Raw genomic sequence first — 20,191 nt, forward strand, 5'->3', positions numbered from 1 at the left:
TTGAAAATTAATTTAGTTACAGCCAGAACAGTAAGATCTGTCTACATATTTTTTACTGCTTCCTGAGTAATAATAGCATCCACCTCTTGGCCCAACATTTAAAGGATATCCGTTATATGTACAGCCTTTGTTTTGAGAGTATGACCTTGATTTTCTTGCCTTACTCCTTTTGCTTTTTCTGCTTTTTTTTACACTTGCTCTCTTTTTCTTTCCTTTTTTTGCAAAAAATTCTGTTGTAGAAGAAGCATTGTCTGTTGATGCTGAAATGTTTGCCGGTAATAATAAGCCTAAACTTAATAGGCTTGTAAATAGTAGTTTTTTCATGATAATTTTTTTTTAAATGTTAAGTTGATTATCCTCTATGAATAATTGCGTCATTCAATGCGGATACAATTTTTTTTAATATAATCTCTGTCTTTTGATACAATGCTGTTTGCTTCTCCTGCATTGGTGCTAATTCTTACTGCAAATTCATTTTTAATGGAGACAATTAATAATATCCCCAAAATGATAAGTATCAGCCCAATCCAAAAAATATCTCCAGAAAAAAGGAATGGGATTCCGAAAAGGACCATTAAAATAGGCACAATTCTGCTTTTTTCAATTTCAAAAATATGTACTGAGGAAATATTTCTCATAGCATAAGTTTTTGATTGCGTAATAAATCTTGATTGGGTAACTGTAACAGTTCCATCTTGATAGAATTGAGTTTCAGTTTGATTTTCCATAGTATATTTAATTATAATTTTCTAAAGTCTGATGCAGTTGATTTCTGTAACTATAAATTTCATCAAGGCTGTTTAATAAAATTTTCTCTCCGGCATCTTTTCCATTTTGGAAGGTTTCCAGATATTTATTTGCCGTGTTAAAATGCAGTCTGCAAAGAGGTTTCCTGTTATTATCATCCAATAAAATCCCGAAATAGGAAAGGGTATCCCGGTAGGCAATTCTTGAAGAAGGAATCTTTTCCCTTAAAATTGCCTTGACAATCTGAAAGCCTTCCAGCTCCTCTTCTGTCGTTACGATTTTAGAGTCCGTGTTTTCATCAACGGGCTGTGCCGGTTTTGCGGCATCATCCTGCTTTTCGATCTGTTCATTGATGCTTAAAGCCGATTTTAATCTGAAGCTGATGGATTCATTAATAGAAGTAGTTAAGGCTTTTTTGGTATATTCTTTAAAAGGAACCATTCTATTGGCGGTAATCGACTTTTCAAAAAACCGGCTCACTAAAAGTCTGACCAATTCATCGGAAGGGTTTTCAATTTCTTTTTCAAACTCTTTTCTGATGGCTTTAATGTATTTAAGGGCTTCGGCAGAATCCAGGATTTCCTCAAGATTGTAATCCTTTTTGGTGAACTTTTCCAGGATTTTAATGGAACTGTCTTTAAGATCTTCAATATTAATGGTGAAAAAAGGTTTTTCATCCATGATATTGGGCTTCTCAAGATCAGTGTAAAAATTATAGACAATCCCATTCGTTAAAACTCCGAATCTCGTTTTCGAAACATGATAGTATCGGTGGAGTTGGGAATTATGGGCATCGGCACTTTCTTTCCAGTGCTTGCATTCAATAATAAAAATCGGATTGTCATTATGGCGGATTACATAATCCACCTTTTCTCCTTTCTTGGTCCCGATATCACAAATGTGTTCGGGAATTACTTCTGTAGGATTAAAGATGTCGTAACCTAAAATCTGGATAAAGGGCATGACGAATGCATTTTTAGTCGCTTCTTCTGTCCCGATCTGGTCTTTTAATCCGATCACTTTTTGATGCAGTTGCTCAAGTTTGATTTTAAGATCCATGGTAACTAATTCTTAATGGTTTGATCAATGGTTTCTGCTGAAGAAGCATTGGACTTTACCGAGTGAATCCCGTTTTCCATCGCTGTTTTTGAACTGTACAGCTGGCTTTTTCCGATAATTTCTCCATTCCGGGCTTTCAGAACAAAATATTCTTTACCGTTAACCGCTGTCCTTTTGTCATACCTGGAATCATCCTGTGAATTAACCTTTACGGATTCAATTCCTTTTTGGCAGGATGCTTTCTGAACATAGCCTTCGCTGATTAAAATAATTTCGCCGTTTCCGGCCTTTAGATTGAATTGATACTCATGATTGACCCTCTGAGTAATGGTGAATTTTCCCATGATTGTTTTGTTTTAACACTCCAAAAGTATAACCCTTTAAAATCCAATCATTACGGGAATCCGTAAAACCGGCAAAAAACAAAAAAAACCTTTCAAAAAAATGAAAGGTTAAGTTTAATTTGGAACAAATCAGTTTAAATAATTCCGATGTCTTTGCAGAATGCCACCAGCTGCTCATTGCTGTTGACTTCAAGGTCTTCTTTCAGGCTGTTTAATCTTTTTTCAATGCTGCTTAGGCTGGAAGGCCTGATATTCCGTTCTTCAAGCTGGGCAGGAATATTTTTCTGAAGGATTCCTTTTGAAAGCAAGGATACCAGAGTAATATCATAAGTGGAAAATTCATAATTGTTAAATTTTCTCATCTCCTGTTTAAGATCGAAGGACAGATAATTTTCATTGATATACACAGAAGCAATCGACTTTTTTAATTCTTTAGAATCATTTCTGGCTTTGCGGACATAGCCGTTAATGTGATAATCGGTAAAAAGAGAGTTGATCACTCCTGTTTTATGTTCTCCTGAGAATACAATAACTTTGATGAAAGGCTGAAATTCACGGATTTCCTGGATAAGTTCCTGCCCGGTTTTTATTTTCTGTTCGCGGTGGTCTTCTTCAAAAGAAAGGTCGGTAATAAGGAGATCGTAAGGCGAATTTTCCCGAATGGATTTCTGTATCTTGGAGAGCGCATCATCGCAGTAATATACATAATCCACGGTTGGTATGTTGAGGTCTTCTAGGGTTTTCTGAACGGAATAACTTCCCATTTCATGGTCTTCGGCGATTAAAATTTTTTTGAACATTAGTATAGTTTTTAAGAAACAGGAAATGAAATGGTAATTTTCAGTCCTTTTTCGGTTGCGGTGTCAAAAATAATTTTTCCGTTGATGCTTTCAATACGGGAAACCGTAGACGATAGCCCATTTTTATACATAACATCTCCGGAAATACCAATTCCGGTATCTGCGTAAAATATGGAGATAGTATTGTTTTCTCTTTCAAACCTGAAAACTACGCGGTCTGCCTGGCTGTGTTTTTTCATGTTCACCAAAAGCTCCCGGACAATTTGATACACTTCTTCCTGAGCCGCAGGATTTATCTCTTTCCAGATTTCTTTTTCGTTTCCTGCAACATAAGTATTGACCCTTTCATTTTTAAAAGATCCGATCAGTTCTGAAATCTTTTCGCTGAACTCTTTTTCCTCACCGGCTTTTTCATAAGAAAGATCCCTGGATTTTTCATAAACGTATTCCAGTTCATCGAGTGCTTTATCCCTGTCAAAATATTCCTGGTTTTCAATCTTAGTCATCACCTGGTAAATCCCGTTAGCTACCACGTCATGAACTTTCTTGGACATTTTGAGCTGGGTGTTTTTGACTTCGAGTTCCTTTTCCTGTTCAAGTCTTTTTTTTCTTTTTTTGTACCAGAAAATGCCGCCGATTATGAATAATGATAAAGCTCCTATGCCGATATTTCTGTACAATATATTAATTTCATTTTCTGCATTTTTCGACTTCATCTTTTCAACATCAAATCTTATTAAAGCAAACTGATTCTTAGCTTTACTTCTTGAAATATAAATACTATCATTTAATTTCTGATATAGAATAAAATCTCTTTTTGAATTTTGAGGATTTTCGGTAATTACAAGTTTTTGTAAGGCTTCAAGTTGATCATCAGGACTTTTAAGGCGTTTCGAAATGAGATATCTTTTATTTGCAAAAAATAATGCCGAATCTAATTGATTCTTGCTTATATAATAGTCAGCTAAATGTGCATAGCTTGAGTTTTGTCCCCATAAGTCATTGCCTCTTAATCTGATTTCTAATGATTTCTTTAATTCAGGAACAGGATTGTAAGTTGAGTTTTTCAACCATTTTGTCTTAGCCAAATTTGTGAGTGTTCTTGCATATTCTGCTTCATTTTTACTGATATTTTTAAAGATTTGATTATATATTTTTAATGCTCCATCGTAATCTTTAATATCTTGAAGTGTTCTTGCTTTATTATTCAGATATATTCTAGTATCCAAAATATTATTTGAAAATTTTATTGCAAGATTATAGAATTTCAGTGCGTTATCATAATCTTTTAAATTATATGAAGCGATTCCTAAATTATTATAATTAGATTTTATAAATTCATAATTTGATGGACTTCTTTTGTCAAAATAATTTGTTGCATCTAAAGATGTTTCTTGAGCTCCAAAGTAGTCTCCTTTTTCTGTTAAAATTATACCGATATTTATCAAACTTTTACCAGCACCAATACTATCTCTATGGGCTAAAAAAAGATCTTTTGCTTTGTAAAAGTTTATTAGTGCTTTATCCGTATCGCCTTTGTCTTTGAATTCCCAAGCTTTATTATAAAACAAATTCTCAGTAACCTCTTTTGGTTTCTGATTTTGAGAACAAGATAAAATGAATAGTAGAATAATAAAATTAAATATTTTCAAAGTGATTAGTTTTAAACGAAATTAAAAAAAAATAAGCGAATAATTATATATTCGCTTATCATAATAATTTATTGTTTTATGAATTATCTCGGAGGCGTCTGTCCAGTGTCACCTCCAGTATCTCCTTCTCCACCACTACCTCCGGTTCCCGGGTCAGTTCCTGTTATCGGATCAGTTCCGCCGCTCGGATTCAAAAGTTGAGTAGTTCCCTGCCCATTATTATTGTGATTACATGATGATGTATTGGCATTATTATGTCCGAATGCTAAACCTAATAGCATTAAAAAGAATTGTATCATTTTGTCAAAAAATTTATTGTTAAAGCATTCGTGTTCTTCCCTGCGAAACCGATCGCAGACAGTGGAACACGGTTAAAAAAAATTGAAGCGCTTCTAAATTTTTTGGGAAGTGAACCTTCAAAAACGGAAGAGAAACATCTGCTTCCCAACCCGGATATTTTCTTCCGTTTTATCTGGCGATTTTTGAAATCAGTTTTGTAAATTTGTTTTTGTAATGTTTTGTTTTTCACTGATCTCTGATGCAAAGATGTGACAAATCATAGGGCAAGTGTTAGACAAAACATAGACATCGACAGACAGAAAATGGACAGGAAATTTGTTACGGAAACCCGTAATGAGACATGGTGGAAAATCACCTATTTTGTAATACCCTTAAAAACTAATTATGTCCAAGAAAAAACTACTAATTCATGAAGTATTTGAAAAAATTAAAAAAGAATCAACAAGAGATTCTAAAAGTGGATGGGCTGATGACCTTTCTGATGCTCTTGAGAAAGAAATAAAGTTTACAATATCAGGGAAAACACTTTCGAGGTATTATGATTCTTTTATAGCAGAAACAAAAGAAGAAACCACCATAGAACCCTTTATACTAAATAAATTAAGTCAATATTTAGATTTTAAAGATTACAATGAGTTTTCTAGAACATTTAAAAAAAAAGGAGAAGATGCTTGTAAAACAATATTAAAAATAGATGTTGATGATAATGAGACTCCTTTACAATTTCAAAAGCCACATGTCACGGTTAATATTACAAATACCAATGAACAAAATTTTAAAGTTCCAGAGTTTATCAAGCAAAATGGTGCAGGAATTATGGAAATGGCCCTTCTATTATTTTTAGTTACGGGCAATGTTGCTTTTTCTAATAATAAAAGTTCAGATCCAATAGGTTTGATTTCACATTGGAATTCATCTGCTATTGAAAAAGCATATATGTATTGGGATGGCGAAAGATATGTTGCCACTGACAGCAGTTATATAAGTCCTGAGTTTGATGTTGTTGCAATGGATAAAAAAGCATTTCAGCATCAAAGAAAGATTACAAGAAAGGATACAATTACTCTTTCTAATTCATTAGGAAAGGTTTGGTGTTCCAAATGGAATAATGAAGTAGATTTTTTTACAATGGACGGCTTTAATCCGGACAATGGAAGAGAACTGAAATTAGCTAGTGATCATATGATTTTAAAGTATGCAGGAAAACAGGATTCGATACAAGCCGAAGAATAAGTTTTTTCACAATCATTTAAAACTCCGTTAAACCCGTTCCTGAAATATTCCTTTACCTTCGTCTTATTTTAAGATGAATAAAAGAATATTCTCATTCTTACTCTTTGCGTTTACGGTTTTTTCGGCGCAGCAGAAGCCGGTACAGATCGCTTTTCTTTCGGATGTGCATTTTCAGGACTTGTACGGAAGTTTTTCGGATACTGATTTTAAGGGAATTACCAATCCCAAAACCGGGAAACCCACCGTTTTGAGAACAATGGATTCCCAACTGCATTCCACGCGGATTTTCAATGAAAACTATTTTGCCTTCCTGAAAGCGCTGGATGATATTGCGGCAAAAGGCATGAAAATTGTCGCTATGCCCGGGGATTTTTCGGACGACGGACAGGCTTATAATCTTCGCGGACTGCATAAAATCCTGGAACAGTACCACACAAAATATGGAATCAGTTTTTACCTCACGACAGGAAATCATGATCCGGTGGGCCCGTTCAGGCAGGATGCAGGCAAGGATGACTTTCTCGGTCAGGATGGAAACCCGTTGGGGATTTACAGTAAAGGAAATATGGGGAAAGTCAGGAAGAAAATTATCACAAAAGATATTGCCGAATCAGGGTATCTTGAAATTTTAGATGAGCTGAAAGATTTCGGGTTCTATCCCCAAAAAGAAAATCTGTTCTGGAGCACGCCTTTTGATTCGGCTTCTGTTAATCATTATTACTATGAACACGCATTGAAGCAGGCAGACTGTTCCAAAAGGAGGTATGAGGTTTCACCCGGTTTTTCCGTTCCTGACCTGAGCTACGTGGTGGAACCGGTAAAAGGCATCTGGATGATTGCCATTGACGGGAATACCTATATTCCGAAAAATTTAGTTGAAGATCCCCGCAATCCTTCAAATTATAAAGGAGCAGGCATCGGCTACAACAATGTGCTTACACATAAAAAACATCTGATTGCCTGGGTGAAAAAGCTGATGGAAGAAGCAAAAACCAGAGGAAAGACGGTCATTGCCTTTACGCATTACCCGATGATTGATTACAATGACGGAGCCACTTCGGAAATTAAAAAACTGTTGGGAGACAAAAAATGGCAGTCGGAGCGGGTCCCTGAAGAAACTGTTGCGCAGGCTTTTGCAGAGGCCGGATTGCAGGTTCATTTTGCAGGGCATATGCACATCAACGATACCGGAATCCGGAAAAGTGGTGATAAGATGCTGGTGAATATCCAGGTTCCTTCACTCGCAGGCTATCTGCCGGCCTATAAGATCCTGACCATTCATTCCCCGGAAAAAATGGAAGTTCAGACAGAAGTTTTGAACGAGGTCCCTGATTTCAATGCCCTGTTTCCTTTATACGAAAAAGAATATGAGGCCTTGCAAAAAGACAAGAAGAAAGTCCTTTGGAATAAGGATATTCTACAATCGAAATCGTACCATGATTTCATGCTGTTCCATCTAAGGGAACTGGTGCGTTTGAGGATGATCCCGGATGATTGGCCCTCTGATTTTGCTGAAAAAGCAAAAACACTGAATGGTGAAGATCTGTTATTATTAATCCATGACAAAAACCGGTTAAAACAAAACGGAATCAATCCTGAAGCTTTTAAAAAATGGAATTTTGAAGATGTCCTGTTGGACCTGTATAAATTTCAGTCAGCAGACGAACTGGCAAAAAAAGATATTTCAAAAGAAAGGCTGGGGCAATATCAGATTCTGGAGGAAATGTATCACAATAGCCAGTCTCAGAACCCGTTCATTATACAGCTGAAATCAGTTTTTAATATTCTTACTTTATTATCACATGCAGATCCGGCAGATCATTTTGAGATAGACCTGGAAAGACAGGAGATAAAAAGGTTGTAGTCTTCAGTCACATTGAACTTTAAGCAAGCTTCTGTGTAAACGTAAATATTTTATTTTAATGAGTCATGCTTAATTCAGAAAGCAAAGGCAAATAAACTTGCTTCGCAAAGCTACAACTCCAGCCTCATCAAATGAACGTGTTGATTTATTTTGCTCCCTCAATGACATACATAACCAAATAAACTTTGCGTTAAAAGTAAATTAAAAAGCAGCCCGAAAATCAGGCTGCTTACTATAAATCTAATCGTAAAAAAATGTTTTTATTTTCCGTTCACAGGGTTTTTTCTTTCATACGTATTTTTCTCAAAGCTGATTTTATAGCTTGATTTAAAAAGCCTACTGGGCTGGTAATAATCCGTAGTAATGACCTGGGCACCGCTCTCTTTGGCCTTCCCAAACCGTGAATAATCTTCTTTCCTTGCTTCCATCGTATCGGCATCGGCCCTGGTCCGGACAATGTATCCTTGTTTTACCAGATCTGTAATCTCAGGACCCGGATCATTCATCAGTAAAACGGCAGATTCTGCTGTTCCCGGTTTTGAATTGGTAAATACCATTCTTCCCTGTAAAGACGGGTGATCTTTCATATACAAATCACGGTTTTCACTGTTGTTATCCAGCACAAAGAGAAATTTTCCTTTCGCCTCTTTTATTTTCGGCCAGTTTTGCTGCAAAACCGCTTCATTCAAAGTCTTATAAGATCCACGGATATCGTCCGGTATTATGATTTTATCTTTCCCTAAATATTTTTTGAGCTCCTGATCAAGCTCATCAAAAAGTTTTGCCGTATAATGTTCAGGTTCTGTCCCGAACTGATTCGTTTTCCCGTCCTTCGGTTCCAGCGTGATAAAGACCGGCGTGTGGTCGGGATGGGCATCAGACCATTTTTTCAGATCCTTCAGGCAATCTTCCAAGGTATAATACCAGGTCTGGTAATCCATATCGGTAATATGGATCATTTTATAGCCCGGCTTTTTCATTTTTCCTTCCGGATCAAAGGAATCGGTGGTTTGCACCAGGTCCAGTATTTTCGGATGGGCATATTTCCCGCCTTTGCTGTCTGCATAGACATCAATTTCCAGGTTTCTCAATCCCAGGTCAAGTTGCCGGGGAACCGGAATGTGTTCATATTGAATCCTCGGAAGTAAGTTCATGGAATCTTTTTTGGCTAAATAGCGGTACACCTCCGGAAGAATTGCTTTTTTATAAGAGTTGTGCGATCCGATCACCTGAATTTCATTGATTTTCAAATCATTCAGATTCTGAGCCTGCGCCCAAAACAGAGTAAATGAGGATAAATATAAACCTGAGAAAACGGTCTTTTTCATGACTTTAAATTTTGTAACTGCGAAATTAGCACGTGTTTTCTTAAACCTGCTTATCTCCCAGGTTAAGTGTTTTTTACGATTATGTGAATAGAAAAAAGCGCCTGTTTATAAGTATTTGATAATGAATTCTATTTAATCCTCCAAAAAAAATCCTATTGATATTTAATTGATTTTAAGATAATATTATGTTAAAATGATTTTATGGCAGATGCTTTTACTTTGTATCCCGAAATAAAAACTAACGTGCTTAAACGAAAAACCACTGTTGCGGCAACAACAGCGGAATTTTATAAAGCAATGTAATTTCATGCAATTACCTTACTTAATGATATGTACTACAAAATTAATTTTTTTAAGTTTAAAAAACTAATTCCTATTGCATTAGTTTTTCTGGTGGCCAACCAGGCGCATGCGGAAGAATGTATGACAAACTATTCGGTTTCATTCCGGATGAATGAAACCATTACCGGAAATATTACGGACCAGGACGGATCTGTGATAGAAGGCGCGAAAATAATAGTAGTGGAAACAGGGGCAACCGCAACGACTGATGCTTCAGGAAATTTCTCTGTTTCCGCATCAATCGGTCAGACGTTATCCGTTTCTTACGAAGGATATGCTATACAGACCGTAAAAATATCGGGTACTTCCGTTTCTCTGCAGCTGCACGCTAAAAAGGAAGCAACTTCTATTGAAGAGGTAAGTCTGGTAGGATACGGTTCTCAGAAAAAATCTGACCTTACCGGCGCTATAAGCCAATTGAAAGCAGAAAATTTCAAAGAAGGGATGAATATTTCTGTTGACAATTTAATGCAGGGAAAAATTGCCGGTGTCCGTATCGTTCAGTCGAGTGGGGAACCCGGAGCGGGAGTGAATGTGTCGATCAGGGGAATCGGATCCATCAGAAGCGGAAGCACGCCTTTATTTGTGGTAGACGGTATTCCGCTGAATAATGATCCTGTAAGTGCTTCAAGTCCGGATATTGGTTTAGGGAATACAGCACCAAAAAATCCATTAAACTTTTTGAATACCAGTGATATCGAATCTATCACAGTATTAAAAGATGCCTCTGCTGCGGCTATCTATGGAGCAAGAGGTTCAAATGGAGTCGTTCTGGTCACCACAAAAAGAGGGAAGAAAGGAGAGCCGATGTTTACCTATGATACCTATTTAGGTTTTTCTTCTGTAATAAAAAAATTAGACCTTCTAACAGCTGATGAGTACAGAGCCTCCGGAATTAATAAATTGTATGATCATGGCGGAAACACAGACTGGCAGGACGAAATCTACAGAAATGCAGTTTCTCAGAATCATTCTGTTTCGTTTTCAAAAGCTACGGATACCGGAAGTTATTTTGCCTCACTTTCCCATATGGATCAGGATGGGATTGTGCTGAACAGCAGTTTCAAAAGGACAACGGCTCGTATCAATGCAGAAGAATCCTTTCTGGATAACAAACGGTTAAAAGTTAAAGTAAATCTTACAGCAAGTGATATCAGAGAAACAGGAATTCCCAATGGTGGTACTGCAGGATCAGATGGGCAGTTAATTATTCATGCTCTGATGGCAAATCCTACGCGTTCGGTATATGATGAAAATGGAAATTATACGAACTTTAATATGAATGCTCATTACAACCCTCTGTATTTATTGAGTGTTTATAAGGATAAAACCAACACCTTCAGGGTATTGGGAAATACAGAAGCTACGTTGAGAATTTTACCGGGACTGAATTATAAATTTAATTTAGGAATTGACAGAAGCTTATCGGAAAGGAATACAACAATGTTCCCAAATATTACCGACAGAAGCCCGAAAGGATTATATTCCCAGGCAAATCTTGATTCTTACAATATTCTTTTGGAACATTATTTAACCTATGATTTTAGCTTGAACAGGCATAATTTCAATTTATTGGGAGGTTTCTCTTATCAGAAATTTAAAGCGGCAGCAACTTATCTTGGAGTAAGAAACTTTGCAAATCAAGGTACGGGAATTGCTCCTGAAATTAATCCTGGATATTCCGGGGATGTCTTTATTCCACAGCCCGGAACGGATCAGGAAAATGAATTACAATCTTATTTCGGAAGGATAAACTATAATTTTGACAAAAAGTACTTCTTAACAGCATCATTAAGAGCTGATGGTTCTACCCGTTTTGGGGATAATAACAAATACGGATATTTCCCGTCAGTTGCTGCAGGCTGGACAATCTCTAACGAAAATTTCCTTAAAGGTTCTTCAATTATTAATGAATTAAAGCTAAGAGCAAGTTGGGGGCAGACCGGTAATCAGGAGGTTCCGAATAAAATCACGAAAGCAAGTTATTCATTGGCCCCATCTGCAGGATATTATTTGTATGATAATTTAAACCTTATTAATGGAGTTTTAATTAACAGAACAGAATTTCCTGATTTGAAATGGGAAACTGTAGAGCAAACCAATATAGGTTTAGATTTCAGTTTATGGAAAAATAAATTATACGGATCGTTGGAGTATTATAATAAATCCACAAAAGATGCAATTTTGTACATTCCATCACCGGTATTAAGCCCAACTACTTACATTTGGAGAAATTCAAATGGTACTATTGTAAATAAAGGCTTCGAATTTTCATTAGGATCTGAAATTATCAAAAATGAAAACTTCACTTGGAATCTTGATGTCAATGGCGCAACGGTAAATAATAAAGTTAAAGAACTTACTGTTACAGAAATTTATTCAGGATCAATATCCGGGCCGGGGCTTTCAGGAGTTACAGCAAACGTGTATAAAAACGGTTACCAGGCCGGATCTTTTTACGTGTACAACTATTTGGGAATTGATTCGAATGGTAAATATATTTATGAAGATGTAAACGGGGACGGAAAAATTGGTGAACCAGACAAAAAGATTTTTGAAGGACCTATTCCAAAATTTACTTTCGGGATAAACTCTTATATGAAATACAAAAAGTTGGACTTCGTTTTCTCTTTCATCGGGCAAACAGGCGGTTATCTTGTAAATAATACGGCATTAGATTTAAGTATCAATAATTTAGCTTCAGATCGGAATGTTTTGAAAAACTTCTACGATTCAGGAGCAAGCTTTACCAACCAGCCTCAGTTATCTTCTTTGTACCTTGAAAAGTCAGATTTTATCCGTCTGAATAACGTAAGATTGGGATATACTTTTGATATGAATCAGCTTAAATTCTTAAAGAGTATCAATCTTTATGTGAGCGCACAGAATTTATTAACCATTACAAGTTATACAGGTTATGATCCATTGGTGGACACAAGTAAACAAGTTGGAGGGAACCAGTCTCTAGGGATCGATTACACAACCTATCCGTCTGCAAAAACGTTTATTCTGGGTGCTACCGTTAAATTTTAATTAAGTTAAAAGAAATTATGAAATCAAAATTTTTAAATAGTAATACAATCGTTTTATCCCTTGCCGTAATGTCATTAATCGAGTGTACCAATCTGGATGAAAAATTACTTGATGAGGTTCCGAGCTCTGTAGCGGCAGATCCTGAGGCTTCTTTGGCAGCAGCTTACGGACAGCTGGGTGACGGAACTTTCGTAGATCACGGCAGCGTTTTTGCTTTGCAGGAATATTCTACGGATGAGGCGATCTTACCAACAAGAGGAAGCGACTGGGGAGATGGCGGAAAATGGAGAGCGATGCACGAATTTACCTGGGATTCCAATAACGATGTGGTAAAAAATACTTTTAATCAATTGACATTAGGGATTACAAAATCTTTAACGGCAATTGGAAGTATTAATAAAAGTAATCTTAATAATAAAGCTTTATTTTTAGCCGAAGCAAAAGGGTTATTAGATTATTATACCTATACCACGATCGATTTATTCGGGCAGGCGCCTTACAGAGACCCTGATAACTTAAACGCATCCATTGAAATTAAAAAAGCGGAAACTACCATTGATGCTTTAATCACAGATGTTGAAGGACTTATTCCAAACTTGGCTGATATTAAAACACAGAATACGCATGCCGGAAGATTTACAAAACAGGCGGCATACGCTTTACTCGCAGATATGTATCTCAACAGAGCGGTTCTGAAGAATAAAACGGCAAGTACATTCAATTTTACAGAACAAGCCGTAAATGGAGGAGGAACCGATATGGATAAAGTGATTCAATACTCTAATTTATTGATTAATAATTCCCTTTTTAGCTTAGAATCAAACTATTTCCACAATTTTGATATCAATAATGATACGAGTAAGGAGATGATTTTTACCATCGTGCAAAAGAAGAATTCACTTAGAAATGCAGATAATGATTTGGCCTATATGTCTATGGAAAGAATACAGAAACCTTCTCCTGATAACAGAGGGACCAATGCAAACTGTATTACTCCGGAATTCTATTATTCATGGGACGGAAACCATAATGATCCCCGTTTTCAAAGAACGTATCAGTATGAAGACGGAACATGGTTCAGAAATGACGGAACAGACGTAAGCGTACCTTCAACAAGCAAAGTGGAAGGAACGGGAAAGCCTTGGTTCCATTTCAACAGAGGATTGCAGGTAGGCCAGCAATATGGTCCTAAAATTCTTGCCAACGGAAATTTTGATATGACAGCTGACGGAAGAATTAAAGTATATAAGCTGTTTACAGAAAAAAATACGACCCTTGCAGCAGACTTCACTCCCGAACTAAATTTTGATAATCCGTCTGAAGCGGTATTTACACAAGCCCAGATCAACAGAGGCGTAAGAAACTTCAAGTTTGAATTTGATCCCGGTTACGGAAATAACGGGACAAGCGGGATGGATGTGCCTTTATATAGACTCGGAACTATTTATATGATGCGGGCAGAAGCCTATTTCAGAAGCGGAAATATAACTGCCGCTCTGAGTGACGTCAACAAATTAAGAACCAGCAGAACCAATGATGCTTTAAAAGGAAATGCTCCTGGTGTTATGCTTGCTTCTTTGGATGCCAACGCTTTATTTAAAGAATCAGGATACGAGCTGTACTGGGAAATGTATAGGAGAAAAGCAATGATCAGATTCGGAAAATTTGATCTTCCGGGAACGGCAAAACCGGCTTCCCAGCCTTACCGGAGAATTTTTCCGATTCCTCAGGCCACTCTGGATGCTTCGAAAGAATTTTCACAAAATCCCGGATATTAAATTTTTTCTTTTTTATAAACAATTATTTTTTACTGCAAAGAGTCAGTCTCACAACTAAATGATGTGGGTTGAGAATCGACTGTACGAAAATCATTCTCCGACAGGAGGTCGAGAAAAATCATAAAAAAAGTCCGTTTTCACTAGTTGTGAGACGGACTCTTGCTATTTACAAAGGATTTTAAATGGACATAATTAATTTTTTCAGTACCTTAGAATAGGTATTACTTTAAAAAAGGATTTCGACAAGTAGGAAAACTGAATTTTGACCAATTCCTTTTTAAGAAAAATATTCCTGTTCAGTTTACAATATATTACAACACACTATGATCACAACATTAAAAAAGGGAATAATTTTTCCGAGTCTTATTTTTATTCTGGGTATCTCGGTAGTATCGGTTTTTTTCCCTCAGGGTACAGAGCAGGTTCTTAATACACTTAAAAATTTCATATTTGTGAACCTGAACTGGGTGTACATCTGGTCGGTTACCCTATTTGTAATCTTTCTTATTTATTTAATGTTTAGTGAATTCGGGAAAATACGGCTGGGCAGCAATGACAGCAGGCCGGAATATTCTTTTTTCTCATGGATGTCGATGCTGTTTGCTGCGGGAATGGGCATAGGGCTGATGTACTTTGGTGTGGCAGAACCTATGCAGCATTATTCTTCGGATGTCTTCTCATCCGGTCATTATATTAACCGGGCGAAAAATGCTCAATTATATACGTTTTTTCATTGGGGAATTCATGCGTGGGCAATCTATGCTGTAGTGGGGCTGTCTTTAGCTTATTTTACCTATCGATACCGGTTGCCGTTGTCTTTACGGAGCTGCTTTTACCCGTTATTGAAAAATAAAATCAACGGAAAGTGGGGAAATGCAATAGATGTGTTTGCTTTATGCAGTACGTTTTTCGGGATTACCACAACATTAGGGTTCGGAGTGGTTCAGATCAGTTCCGGGTTGCAGATACTGAAGGTCATTCCCGAAAACAGTTTTATCTATCAGGTAATCATTGTAGGTATTCTTGTTTCACTTTCTGTATTCTCAGCGGTAAGCGGGGTAGACAAGGGAATAAAAATATTGAGCAATATCAACATTATCAGTGTTGTCGTCCTGTTGCTGTTTGTTTTATTTATGGGCCCGACGGTGTATGTTATCGGAAGCTTCACGGAAGGATTGGGGAATTATATCAACAGCTTTTTCAGCCTTACATTTAATACGCATGTGTATGAAAAAGATACTTTGCCGTGGTTTTATGACTGGACCATCCTGTACTGGGCCTGGTGGATTTCCTGGTCACCGTATGTAGGACTGTTTATCGCTAAGATCTCGAAAGGACGAACGATCCGCGAGTTTATCATGGCTGTCCTGGTACTGCCGACATTTTTTAATTTTGTCTGGATGTCCGTATTCGGAAACAGTGCCATGTGGTTTGATCTAAATATTGCGGACGGAGCGTTAAGTAGAATGGCCTCGAATCCGGATATGCTGATGTTCAGCTTTCTGGATTATTTACCTCTTACCACCATTGTGAGCTTCGTGGTTATTGCGATCATTATTATATTTTTTGTAACCTCCGCAGATTCCGGGATCTTTGTCATGAACAGTATAGCTACGAAAAATGCAGCAAAATCTCCGAAATGGCAAATGGTATTCTGGGGTGGTTTACTTGCCGCGTTAGCACTGCTGTTGTTAAATGCAGGAGGCTTAAAGGCTCTTCAGACCATGACACTCATTACCGCTTTGCCTTTTGCGGTCATTATGATTCTATTCATAGTAAGTTTAATTAAGGCGCTCATGATTGACCGGAATTATTATGAAAAGGATTTTTCGGCTTCTGCGATTCCCTGGACAGGGATCATCTGGAAACAAAGACTGAAACAGATTGTTTCTTTTAAAAGCCAGTCAGAAGTGGAGCATTTTATACAGGAGACGGTAAAAAATGCGTTTACCGAATTAAAAGAAGAATTTCTTGAAAATGGGATTGAAACAAAAATCAATACAGCGGAACATCCTGCAAAGATGGAAATTGAAATTCAGTATGATGTAGTGAATAACTTTGTATATGGTGTAAAAGTTCAGGCAAAAACAATCTCAGAATATATGATGAAGGAAGAAAACCTTCCTGATGCTACGGAAAGTAAAACCTATTATCCCAAGGCCTATTTCGGGGATTCCCGTGAAGGATATGACATCCAGTATTTTACGAAAGATGAACTGATTTCTGATGTTTTAAAACACTATGAGCGGTTTTTAGAAATCATTTCAGATGAAGGCAATGAAATGTTTATCAGCATTAATGCCAATGGTAGAATGAAATAACATAACGTTATTTTTCATAAAAAAGCGAAGAAAACAGGTTTTCTTCGCTTCAATTTTTATTCTGCGTTTAACATTCCCAGTTCCCCGAAATGTTCTTTAAACTTTTTAATTTTCGGGCCTACGACAGCACTGCAGTAAGGCTGTGTAGGGTTTTCATGGTAATATCCCTGGTGATACTGTTCAGCCGGCCAGAATTTTTCAAATTGTGTCAGTTCGGTCACATAGGTTCCCTGCCATCTCCCTGATGCTTCAGAAATTCTGATCGCTTCTTCGGCTTTTGCTTTTTCAGCATCATCCTTATAATAAATGACAGACCGGTATTGCGTTCCTATATCATTTCCCTGCCTGTTGAGCTGTGTCGGGTCATGAAGGAAAAAGAAGACGTCCATCAGCTGCTCATAAGAAATAACTGCAGGATCATAGGTAATCTGTACCACTTCGGCATGACCTGTTTCCCCGGTGCAGACTTCTTCATACGTCGGGTTATTTTTATGGCCGCCGGAATATCCTGAAATGGCAGACTTCACTCCTTTTAGCATGTTGAAACAGCTTTCTACACACCAAAAACATCCGCCGCCGAAAGTAATTTGTTCTAAATTATTGTTGTCCATTCTAAGTTGATTATTGTATTTACATATTTTCCCGTTAAAGGAATAGTAACGGAGAAAAAACCAATCAAAAATAAGGAAAAGTTTTTCATTTATTCAGTAAACAGTCATTTAAACTCCGATTGTACTCATAGACTTCGCCAATCAAAATATATCTAACACATTGGTAATTTTAACTGTAAGCTATCGGCTAAAAATCAGCTTTAAAATCTTTGGATTTTCAGAGTAAGCTTTTAATTCATGCGATATTCTTATTGCATAGCCGAATTAGTACTGATTGATGGAGTTTTTAATGCAAAGTTTTATTTTAAATATCATATTTAAGAGAGTAAAGATGAATCAATATGTATTCCATCAGTCTTTGTATTAATAATAAACTAAACAAGGCATCCAAAAGGATGCCCAATATCTTAATTTAATTTCAAAACTACTTTTCCCAAACCAAAGCGCTCGCTCCTAGAATAGCGGCATCGGCTTCGTCAAGTTCACTGAATACCAGCTTCACCTTATTTCTGAATATCGGAAGAAGATTTCTTTCCATATGAAGCTTTGTAGGCTTTAAAATAAAGTCTCCTGCTTTAATCACGCCTCCGAATAAAAGAATGGCTTCCGGTGATGAGAACATCACAAAATTCGCTAACGCTTCGCCCAATTTCTGTCCGGTATACCTGAATACTTCTATGGAAATCGGATCTCCTTTCAACGCACATTCATGAACTGTTTTAGAGTTGATTTCTTCTTCAGGAAACTGGCTCAGCATAGACTCCGGAAATTCTGCTCTCATTTTTTTAGCGGTAATCGCAATTCCTGTTGCAGAGGCATACGCTTCAAGACATCCTTCAGAACCTGTGCTCCAGTGTTTTCTTCCGCCTGGCTTTACAATCGTATGGCCCAGTTCACCGGCAAATCCGTCATGGCCGTAGATCAGCTTTCCGCTGGCGACAATTCCGCTCCCTACGCCTGTTCCCAGTGTAATCATAATGAAATCTTTCATTCCGCGTGCTGCTCCGAAAAGCATTTCCCCGAAAGCGGCAGCATTGGCGTCATTGGTTACCGTTGCAGGAAGATTAAACTTTTCAGTCATTAATTTTCCAAAAGGAATCACTCCTTTCCATGGCAGGTTAGGCGCCTGTTCTATGGTTCCCGTATAGTAATTGCCATTCGGTGCTCCGATTCCGATTCCGTCGAATGTCCTTTCTTTACTGTGTTTTTCTATCAGCGGATAAATGTTTTCATACAATGCATCAATATACTCTTCTACAGTTTTGTAGGCATCGGTACGCAGATTTCCTTTTTCAAGAACTTCACCGCGGTGGTTGACAACTCCAAATTTGGTATTCGTTCCTCCTATGTCAATTCCCAGGGCAACGTTTTTTGATAAATCGATTAATGACATGTTCTGTTCTAAAATTCTAAAAGGTTAAAATTATAAAAAAGATTGTATTAATGGATTATGAACAACATAATTATTGAATTTTTTTTTTAGGCAGGTTTTACCGTTTTCTTTTTTCTTCTTCCCCACCAGATCATAAAGCCGGTCACTGGTAATGAGGCACATATAAGGCTTACGATAAAGGCAATGATCTTTGTAGGAAGCCCTAAAATAGAACCTACATGGATATCATAGTTGGCACCTACCGCTTTTTCCCCGAAATTTTTGTCTTTCATATCGTGGGTATGAAGAAGATCTCCGGAGTTTTCATCAAAAATAAGACTGCTGCTTTTATGATAAGAGTAAGATAAATGTTTCACATACACTTCAAAATTCGGGTGCTCATGATCATCCATATGTTCATGGCCGAGATCGATGGAGAAGCCGTAAGAATCGGGATATTTAGCCTTTACTGTATTGCTGATTTTATCCAAAGTCCCATCAGTTCTTAATTCGATAGGCGCTTTTGTTTTAATGGATGAAAAATCAGGATAAGCGGTTTGTCCACCGGAAAAAATGAAATAAATGGCTGCCTGAACAATAAAAAAGGCATAGAATAATCCGGTTATTGAAAAGATCAGAGCAAATATAGACCCATAAAAGCCCAGGATATTATGAAGGTCATAATTTTTTCTTTTCCAGCTTTTTATATTCTTCCATTTAAAAGAAAAACGCTGTTTTCTGGCCGCTTTATTTTTTGGCCACCAGAGAACAATCCCGGAAATTAGCATGATGATAAAAATAATCACCGGAATTCCAACCAAATATGTTCCCCACGACTGCTTCAGCAGATAGCTCCAGTGAATCATCTTCACGATCTGGAAAAAGCCGTTTTTTTCATCATAGGTTCTTAATACCTTTCCGCTGTACGGATTTACATAGGCTACTTTATAGATAGGGAATTCATCAAAATAATTCCAGCCTTTAGGGTCATGCTCATACCAATAGAAAAGGTAAGACATCTTTTTATCAATGGGTATATTAACCCAGTGAACAGGATACTTTTCCTTTACCTGTTCCACAACGGATTTTTCCAGAACCCGAATCGGCAGTAGCTCTTTCTGATCGATATTCTGTTCGTTATGATAGATGACATCCTTCCGGGTGAAGTTTTCAATTTCATCTTTAAAAACATACAGTGCTCCTGTAATGGAGATGATGAAAATTAAAAATCCGATGCCCAGACCCAGCCACAGATGGAGTTTACCGGTCCATTTTTTAAATGTACTGGGTTTCTTTTTATGATGATGCTTTTTTCTCATGATATCCTAAGTCCGGCAAAGATAATACTTTTGTTTTTATTTAGAATACTTATAATTAAGGATTTTATATGAAATAAAACAGATGGTT

Annotated in this window: 16 protein-coding genes; 5 read left to right on the top strand and 11 right to left on the bottom strand. The window is 37.1% G+C overall.

The window, feature by feature from the left end:
- Positions 1-12 precede the first annotated feature (12 nt).
- The 7 genes from MKJ01_RS04075 to MKJ01_RS04105 form a co-directional block, all read right to left on the bottom strand.
- Complete coding sequence (locus MKJ01_RS04075; RefSeq protein WP_241611770.1) at positions 13-324, bottom strand: hypothetical protein; 312 nt, start codon at positions 322-324, stop codon at positions 13-15.
- Between the two features lie 50 nt (positions 325-374).
- Positions 375-728, bottom strand: a complete 354-nt coding sequence (locus MKJ01_RS04080; RefSeq protein ID WP_241611769.1) for a DUF6232 family protein — start codon at positions 726-728, stop codon at positions 375-377.
- A 7-nt stretch (positions 729-735) separates the two neighbouring features.
- A complete protein-coding gene (locus MKJ01_RS04085) occupies positions 736-1,806 on the bottom strand; it encodes a type I restriction endonuclease (RefSeq protein ID WP_241611768.1) in 1,071 nt (356 codons plus the stop codon).
- Positions 1,807-1,811: 5 nt separating this feature from the next.
- The gene (locus tag MKJ01_RS04090; RefSeq protein WP_241611767.1) at positions 1,812-2,150 is read right to left on the bottom strand and encodes a YegP family protein; all 339 of its coding nucleotides are present in this window, start codon (positions 2,148-2,150) and stop codon (positions 1,812-1,814) included.
- A gap of 134 nt (positions 2,151-2,284) precedes the next feature.
- Positions 2,285-2,950, bottom strand: coding sequence for a response regulator (locus MKJ01_RS04095; RefSeq protein WP_241611766.1), 666 nt, complete (start codon positions 2,948-2,950; stop codon positions 2,285-2,287).
- Positions 2,951-2,961: 11 nt separating this feature from the next.
- Complete coding sequence (locus MKJ01_RS04100) at positions 2,962-4,602, bottom strand: tetratricopeptide repeat-containing sensor histidine kinase (protein ID WP_241632487.1); 1,641 nt, start codon at positions 4,600-4,602, stop codon at positions 2,962-2,964.
- An 83-nt stretch (positions 4,603-4,685) separates the two neighbouring features.
- Positions 4,686-4,883, bottom strand: coding sequence for a hypothetical protein (locus tag MKJ01_RS04105; RefSeq protein ID WP_241611764.1), 198 nt, complete (start codon positions 4,881-4,883; stop codon positions 4,686-4,688).
- A gap of 403 nt (positions 4,884-5,286) precedes the next feature.
- Here MKJ01_RS04105 and MKJ01_RS04110 point away from each other — a divergent pair, with 403 nt between their 5' ends.
- Together MKJ01_RS04110 and MKJ01_RS04115 are read left to right on the top strand one after the other, a co-directional pair.
- Positions 5,287-6,135 carry a hypothetical protein gene (locus MKJ01_RS04110; protein WP_241611763.1) on the top strand — a complete coding sequence of 283 codons (849 nt, stop codon included), beginning with the start codon at positions 5,287-5,289 and terminating at the stop codon, positions 6,133-6,135.
- 73 nt (positions 6,136-6,208) lie between these two features.
- The gene (locus MKJ01_RS04115; RefSeq protein WP_241611762.1) at positions 6,209-7,999 is read left to right on the top strand and encodes a metallophosphoesterase; all 1,791 of its coding nucleotides are present in this window, start codon (positions 6,209-6,211) and stop codon (positions 7,997-7,999) included.
- Between the two features lie 260 nt (positions 8,000-8,259).
- Here MKJ01_RS04115 and MKJ01_RS04120 read toward each other — a convergent pair whose 3' ends face one another.
- A complete protein-coding gene (locus MKJ01_RS04120) occupies positions 8,260-9,327 on the bottom strand; it encodes a phosphatidylinositol-specific phospholipase C1-like protein (RefSeq protein WP_241611760.1) in 1,068 nt (355 codons plus the stop codon).
- Positions 9,328-9,657: 330 nt separating this feature from the next.
- Between MKJ01_RS04120 and MKJ01_RS04125 the strand changes: the two genes are divergently transcribed.
- From MKJ01_RS04125 to MKJ01_RS04135, 3 genes are all read left to right on the top strand, one after another.
- Positions 9,658-12,702: a SusC/RagA family TonB-linked outer membrane protein gene (locus MKJ01_RS04125; RefSeq protein ID WP_241611758.1), complete on the top strand. Its 3,045-nt coding sequence runs from the start codon at positions 9,658-9,660 to the stop codon at positions 12,700-12,702.
- 17 nt (positions 12,703-12,719) lie between these two features.
- A complete protein-coding gene (locus tag MKJ01_RS04130; protein ID WP_241611756.1) occupies positions 12,720-14,480 on the top strand; it encodes a RagB/SusD family nutrient uptake outer membrane protein in 1,761 nt (586 codons plus the stop codon).
- Positions 14,481-14,803: 323 nt separating this feature from the next.
- Entirely contained in the window at positions 14,804-16,801 is a 1,998-nt protein-coding gene (locus tag MKJ01_RS04135; protein WP_241611754.1) for a BCCT family transporter, read from the top strand.
- A gap of 56 nt (positions 16,802-16,857) precedes the next feature.
- On the opposite strand, the gene msrA is transcribed toward MKJ01_RS04135, so the two are convergent.
- From msrA to MKJ01_RS04150, 3 genes are all read right to left on the bottom strand, one after another.
- Positions 16,858-17,412: a peptide-methionine (S)-S-oxide reductase MsrA gene (gene msrA / locus MKJ01_RS04140; protein WP_241611752.1), complete on the bottom strand. Its 555-nt coding sequence runs from the start codon at positions 17,410-17,412 to the stop codon at positions 16,858-16,860.
- Positions 17,413-17,836: 424 nt separating this feature from the next.
- Positions 17,837-18,805, bottom strand: coding sequence for an ROK family protein (locus MKJ01_RS04145; protein WP_241611750.1), 969 nt, complete (start codon positions 18,803-18,805; stop codon positions 17,837-17,839).
- 86 nt (positions 18,806-18,891) lie between these two features.
- Positions 18,892-20,103, bottom strand: coding sequence for a PepSY domain-containing protein (locus MKJ01_RS04150; protein WP_241611748.1), 1,212 nt, complete (start codon positions 20,101-20,103; stop codon positions 18,892-18,894).
- Positions 20,104-20,191 lie beyond the last annotated feature (88 nt).

Origin of the sequence: Chryseobacterium sp. SSA4.19 (genome assembly GCF_022601875.1) — a bacterium.
GTDB lineage: Bacteria > Bacteroidota > Bacteroidia > Flavobacteriales > Weeksellaceae > Chryseobacterium.